Raw genomic sequence first — 6,904 nt, 5'->3', positions numbered from 1 at the left:
GGCCTTCTATAAAATTTTAAATATTAATGAATAATTCATAATAAATTGATTATAAAAAACCTTGTAGTACACAACTAATTGTCGTGCTTGTTAATCTTACTCGTTAATTATTTTTTCGATTTATCGTTTTATCGTCTTCTATATGCTTACTATATTTAAATCAATTAAATAATAATTAATTATAGTAATTATTCCAGTATGTCAATGAACTTCTTCTATATCTTGATAGTAAATAACAAGATCTATAGTGGAGAATATCGGAGTCGAACCGATGACCTCCTGCGTGCAAGGCAGGCGCTCTAGCCAGCTGAGCTAATTCCCCTCTTTTTAAGTGTTAACCTCGTAGTCTCAGGCAGACTCGAACTGCCGACCTCTACATTATCAGTGTAGCGCTCTAACCAGCTGAGCTATGAGACTCTTTCTAAACTCTAAAAAGAGCGGTCTTGTTTTATATATACATCCAACATAAATATAAAATATACAAATAAAGAAAAAAACCAAGCAACAAATAGGTTGTTACGTAACTAACACATCGTATATACTCTAAATATGAGATGTTCCAGCCGCACCTTCCGGTACGGCTACCTTGTTACGACTTAGCCCTAGTTACCAGTTTTACCCTAGGTAGCTCCTGTTACGGTCACCAACTTCAGGTACCCCCAGCTTCCATGGCTTGACGGGCGGTGTGTACAAGGCCCGGGAACGTATTCACCGCATCATGGCTGATATGCGATTACTAGCGATTCCAGCTTCATAGAGTCGAGTTGCAGACTCCAATCCGAACTGAGACCGGCTTTAGAGATTCGCATCCAGTCACCTGGTAGCTGCCCTCTGTACCGGCCATTGTAGCACGTGTGTAGCCCAAGACGTAAGGGCCGTGATGACTTGACGTCGTCCCCACCTTCCTCGCGGCTTACGCCGGCAGTCTCATTAGAGTCCCCGTCTTTAAACGCTGGCAACTAATGATAAGGGTTGCGCTCGTTGCAGGACTTAACCTAACACCTCACGGCACGAGCTGACGACAGCCATGCAGCACCTTGCATTCTGTCCGAAGAAAAATCTATTTCTAAATCTGTCATTATGCATTTAAGCCTTGGTAAGGTTCCTCGCGTATCATCGAATTAAACCACATGCTCCACCGCTTGTGCGGGCCCCCGTCAATTCCTTTGAGTTTCAATCTTGCGATCGTACTCCCCAGGTGGGATACTTATTACTTTCGCTTAACCACTGAGCCCGAAAACCCAACAGCAAGTATCCATCGTTTACGGCGTGGACTACCAGGGTATCTAATCCTGTTCGCTCCCCACGCTTTCGTCCATCAGCGTCAATATAGACTTAGTAACCTGCCTTCGCAATTGGTATTCTGCGTAATATCTATGCATTTCACCGCTACACTACACATTCTAGCTACTTCAAACTAATTCTAGACCAACAGTATCAATGGCAGTTCTATCGTTAAGCGATAGGATTTCACCACTGACTTATTGATCCGCCTACGGACCCTTTAAACCCAATAAATCCGGATAACGCTCGCACCCTCCGTATTACCGCGGCTGCTGGCACGGAGTTAGCCGGTGCTTATTCATATGCTACCTTCAACTATCCAGCTCGTGAATAGGTTTATTCACATATAAAAGCAGTTTACAACCCATAAGGCCGTCATCCTGCACGCGGGATGGCTGGATCAGGCGCTAACCCATTGTCCAATATTCCTCACTGCTGCCTCCCGTAGGAGTCTGGGCCGTGTCTCAGTCCCAGTGTGGGGGATCTCCCTCTCAGGACCCCTAAAGATCATCGACTTGGTGAGCCGTTACCTCACCAACTATCTAATCTTACGCATGTCTATCTTATAGCGATAAATCTTTCAAAACTAAATGATGCCACCTAGCTTTATATACGGTATTAATCCGAATTTCTCCGGGCTATCCCATTCTATAAGGCAAGTTACATACGCGATACTCACCCGTACGCCGCTCTCAATTATCCGAAGATAATCTACCGCTCGGCTTGCATGTGTTAGGCCTCCCGCTAGCGTTCATCCTGAGCCAGGATCAAACTCTCCATTGTAATATAAATTTCTTTATACGATACTGAAAAGCTACTCCAACTCTAATTGACGTTTGCTTGGCTTTATTTTTTCTTCTTGTTATATTGTGTCAAATGAACTCCTCAGTTGTTACGCATCACAAAAAAATACCTTATTTTTCGTAAGCGAGTGCGAAGATAAGAATTAAATTTAATCCAACAAAAGTTTTTGAAACTTTTTTTTTGATTTTTTCAGAAGCCTTAACTCCTTCGACTTAATCCCTATATCCGCAATTTCAAAAAACCCTTACACAACTACTCTTCTCGTGTATTGGGAGTGCAAATATATGAACTCTAAAATGAATTAAACAAATAAAAAATAACCTTTTTTTAAAGTTTTATTCATATTACCTAAATATCAAAGACTTAAATAATGTTTTATAAACTAACAGTACTATATGCTGAATGAAGTGGGTTTTTAATATAAAAAAAACCCACCTTTACTAGAGGTGGGTGATAGAACGTTTTAATTGTCAATGTTTATTTTACTTTTTCTACGATGGCTTTGAAAGCTTCTGGGTTATTCATCGCTAAGTCAGCTAACACTTTACGATTTAACTCAATTCCTGCTTTTTTCGTTGCCCCCATGAATTGCGAGTAAGACATTCCATGTAATCGTGCACCGGCATTGATACGTTGTATCCATAATGCTCGGAAGTTTCTTTTTTTCTGACGTCTATCACGGTATGCATATTGTAAACCTTTCTCTACTGCATTTTTAGCAACAGTCCATACGTTTTTTCTTCTTCCGTAATATCCTTTAGCTAATTTTAAAACTTTTTTTCTTCGTGCTCTTGAAGCAACAGAATTTACTGATCTTGGCATAATTTTTAATTTTTTTGTAGGAGGCGAATCTATTTTAGATTACTTATATTGCCTACTACAGGGTTAATATTTAATTAAGAAACCAATTTAGATAATCTGTTAGATTAATCTTAATTGTCTTTTAACGCTTTTTTCGTCTGCTTTGTCAACAAGACCTGTTTTCGTTAAATTACGTTTTTGCTTTGTTTCCTTTTTAGTAAGGATATGACTTTTAAAAGCGTGTTTTCTTTTAATTTTACCTGTACCGGTTAATTTAAAACGCTTTTTAGCTCCTGATTTTGTTTTTAATTTTGGCATGATTACTTTTTTATTATAATTAAAACGTTTCTTTTATGGTGTATGAAGATACTTGCCTTTATTTCTTAGGCGCCATCATCATGATCATTCTTTTACCTTCTAATTTTGGCAACTGCTCAACTTTCCCAACATCTTCTAATTCTTGAGCCAATCTCAGCAACAAGATTTCTCCTTGATCTTTAAAAATAATTGAACGTCCTTTGAAAAACACATAGGCTTTCAACTTCGATCCTTCTTCTAAGAAAGAACGAGCATGTTTCTTTTTAAAATCAAAATCGTGATCGTCTGTTTGCGGTCCAAATCTTATCTCTTTTACGACTACCTTTTGCTGTTTTGCTTTTAATTCTTTTTCTCTCTTTTTCTGTTCGTAAAGAAATTTTTTGTACTCAACGACACGGCATACAGGCGGAACTGCTTTTTCACTAATCATCACCAAGTCCAAGCCTTGTTCTTCTGCTAGCTCCAAAGCTTCTGCGATAGGATAAATTTTAGATTCTATGCCGTCGCCCACAACGCGAACTTCTGGCACGTCTATCTTGTTGTTGATCTTGTGTTGATCCTCTTTAATAATGCGAGCAGGCCCTCTGCCCCCTTTTCTTCTGATTGCGATAATATTCTAATTTTAAATTAATTTCATTTCCTTTTTTACGAATTGGATAAATTCTTCTATTTTCATCTCACCCAAATCGCCTTCTCCGTGCTTACGTACAGAAACCGTACCATTTTCCTCTTCTTTTTCCCCTACAATTAGCATATACGGAATTTTCTTAACTTCAGCATCACGGATTTTCTTTCCAGTTTTTTCATTTCTATTGTCTATCAATCCGTTAATTTCTTGTTCGGCCAGCAAATTTAATACTTTTTCTCCAAATTCTACATATTTTTCACTAATTGGTAAAATTGTAAAAACATCTGGAGTTAGCCATAATGGTAAATTCCCTGCAGTATTTTCGAGTAATATAGCGATGAAACGCTCCATAGAGCCAAATGGCGCTCGGTGAATCATCACCGGACGATGTGCTTGATTATCTGGACCTATATATGAAAGCTCGAATCTTTCTGGTAAATTATAATCGACCTGAATTGTCCCCAATTGCCACTGACGTCCCAAGGCATCTTTGACCATGAAATCTAGTTTAGGCCCATAGAAGGCTGCTTCTCCGTGTTCTACTACTGTTGGCAGATTTTTTTCTTTGGCTGCTGTAATTATTGCATTTTCTGCCTTCTCCCAATTTTCGTCTGTACCTATATATTTTTCTTTATTGTTAGGGTCACGTAACGAAATTTGAGCCGAATAATTATCAAAACCTAAACTTTCAAATACAAATAGTACAAGATCTATTACTTTTTTAAATTCTTCTAATAATTGGTCTGACGTACAGAAAATATGTGCATCATCTTGGGTAAATCCTCTTACTCGTGTGAGACCGTGCAATTCTCCAGATTGCTCGTAGCGATAAACAGTACCAAATTCGGCATAACGTTTTGGTAAGTCTCGATACGACCATTGTGAAGTTTTATAAATCTCACAATGGTGAGGACAATTCATCGGTTTTAACAAGAACTCTTCACCCTCATTTGGCGTCTGAATTGGCTGAAAACTATCCGCACCATATTTTGCATAGTGCCCAGAAGTTACGTATAATTCTTTTTGCCCGATATGTGGTGTGATTACCATTTCGTACCCTAACTTCTGTTGTTGTTTTAACAAGAAGTTTTCTAGCTTTCTACGCAAAGCTGCTCCTTTTGGCAACCATAACGGCAAGCCTTGCCCTACTTTCTCTGAAAAAGCAAACAACCCAAGTTCTTTACCCAATTTTCTGTGATCTCTCTTCTTTGCCTCTTCTAAGAGCTCTAGGTATTCTGTAAGATCTTTTTGTTTAGGGAAGGTAATCCCATAAACACGGGTTAGCATTTTATTTTTTTCGTCACCACGCCAATAAGCGCCGGCAACGTTAAGAATTTTAGCTGCTTTCACAAATCCGGTGTTTGGCAAATGTCCCCCACGACACAAGTCTGTAAAATTATCATGAACACAAAACGTTATATCGCCATCTTCTAGATTACTAATAAGCTCTGTTTTATATTCATTGTTTTTATATTCTTCTAAGGCTTCTGCTTTAGAAACAGAATACAGTTTAAACTCTGCTTTTTTCTTAGCATTTTCGAGCATAGCTTTCTCTATTTTCTCGAAATCTTTTTCACCAAAACTATCTTCACCAAAATCTACATCATAGTAAAATCCTTTTTCGATAGCAGGTCCTATTGTTAATTTTGCGTTTGGATAGAATTGTAAAATGGCCTGAGCAAGTAAGTGTGCTGATGAATGCCAAAAAGCTTTTTTCCCTAAATCATCGTTCCAAGTTAACAGCTGTAGTGTAGCATTTTCGGTTATCGGGGTGGTGATTTCTGTCTGTTTATCATTCACCAAAGCCGAGAGAACATTACGCGCTAAACCTTCGCTAATGCTTTTTGCTACTTCTAATGGAGTAACTTTTTGTGGATACTGCTTGACGCTTCCATCTGGAAGAGTAATATTGATCATTTTTAAAGGGTATTTAAAGTGCAAAATTACGATATATTTTTTTTATATAAAAGCCTAAGATTGTGCTCTTCTGAAATATAAAAATGTTGTCAGTAATCCGAACACGACATTCGGAATCCATGCGGCTACAAATGGCGTTACATATCCTTGTTCTGAAAATGTTGTTGCAATTTGACTGAAAAAGATGTAAACAAAAGCGAGTGTAATTCCCACCGCAAGATTCACTCCGATTCCTCCTCTTCTTTTTTTAGAAGATAAACTTAGCGCCAGAATTGTTAGAATAAAAGTAGAAAAAGGCGAACTTACACGCTGCTGCAGCTCATTCTCGTAAACGACAACATTGGCAGATCCTTTGTTTTTTTGAGACTCTATGAATTTCATCAGCTCGAAAGAATTCATGGTTTCGGCCACATAGCCCTCTGGTAGAATTTCATCGGGTGTAGCTTTGAGTTTTATTTTTTTGGATGATAAATATGCAATGGAATCTTTTTTCGGACTTAGAACTTTTCTCTCGAAAACATTTTGTAGGATATAGCTAGAGTCTTTGTCATCCCAGGTAAAAGATGAGGCCATTATCTGTTCTTTTAATTGTACCGAATCGAATTTTTGGTACAAGAAGTAGGAATCGCTTCGCTTTTCTATCCGATCATAACTTTCTACAAAAACATATTCATTAGATGAGATTTGTGCAGAAATTACCTGTTGTTTATAGTATTCTTTTCGAGCACGCATACTCAATAAATGCTCGTATTGGTATTTGTTTTTTTTGATATTCGCCCAAGGCAAAACTACATTGTTCACCATCATAGCCGTAAAAGCCAACCCTGCCGCTACAATAACGTAAGGTCGCGTTAATCGATAGAAGCTTATCCCGCCCGAGAGCATCCCAACGATTTCTGTTTGTGCTGTTAGCCTCGAAGTGAAATAGATTACCGATATAAAAACCGCGACGGGCAAAAACGTATTCACAATCCATACTCCCCAATATGGGTAAAAGTGTATAAGAGCTTCTGTTACCGTAGATCCTGTACTATCTATACGATCTAACTTTTGGGTGAAATCGATAATTATTGCAATTGAAGTAAGGATGAGCACCATGAAAAAGAAAGTGCCCAAAAAATTCTTTACAATATACTTATCTAATATTTTCAA

General features: G+C 38.1%; 5 protein-coding genes, 2 tRNA genes and 1 rRNA gene. All 8 read right to left on the bottom strand.

Features of this window, described 5'->3' with window-relative positions:
* Nucleotides 1-248: 248 nt before the first annotated feature.
* Nucleotides 249-322: transfer RNA gene (locus tag WEEVI_RS06530), tRNA-Ala, on the bottom strand.
* A gap of 21 nt (nt 323-343) precedes the next feature.
* Nucleotides 344-417: transfer RNA gene (locus WEEVI_RS06525), tRNA-Ile, on the bottom strand.
* Between the two features lie 130 nt (nt 418-547).
* Nucleotides 548-2,067 (bottom strand): 16S ribosomal RNA (locus tag WEEVI_RS06520).
* Between the two features lie 498 nt (nt 2,068-2,565).
* Nucleotides 2,566-2,910, bottom strand: a complete 345-nt coding sequence (gene rplT / locus WEEVI_RS06515; protein WP_013598362.1) for a 50S ribosomal protein L20 — start codon at nt 2,908-2,910, stop codon at nt 2,566-2,568.
* Between the two features lie 99 nt (nt 2,911-3,009).
* Nucleotides 3,010-3,207, bottom strand: coding sequence for a 50S ribosomal protein L35 (rpmI, locus tag WEEVI_RS06510; protein WP_013598361.1), 198 nt, complete (start codon nt 3,205-3,207; stop codon nt 3,010-3,012).
* A gap of 58 nt (nt 3,208-3,265) precedes the next feature.
* Complete coding sequence (gene infC / locus WEEVI_RS06505) at nt 3,266-3,775, bottom strand: translation initiation factor IF-3 (RefSeq protein WP_052295769.1); 510 nt, start codon at nt 3,773-3,775, stop codon at nt 3,266-3,268.
* Between the two features lie 54 nt (nt 3,776-3,829).
* Entirely contained in the window at nt 3,830-5,752 is a 1,923-nt protein-coding gene (thrS, locus tag WEEVI_RS06500; RefSeq protein WP_013598359.1) for a threonine--tRNA ligase, read from the bottom strand.
* 54 nt (nt 5,753-5,806) lie between these two features.
* Nucleotides 5,807-6,904 (bottom strand): LptF/LptG family permease, encoded by a 1,098-nt coding sequence (locus tag WEEVI_RS06495; protein ID WP_013598358.1) that lies wholly within the window; start codon nt 6,902-6,904, stop codon nt 5,807-5,809.

The sequence above is a fragment of the Weeksella virosa DSM 16922 genome (assembly GCF_000189415.1).
Classification (GTDB): Bacteria; Bacteroidota; Bacteroidia; order Flavobacteriales; family Weeksellaceae; genus Weeksella; species Weeksella virosa.
Note: the sequence above shows the minus strand (reverse complement) of the source record. Positions and strands in the feature narration are given on the sequence as shown.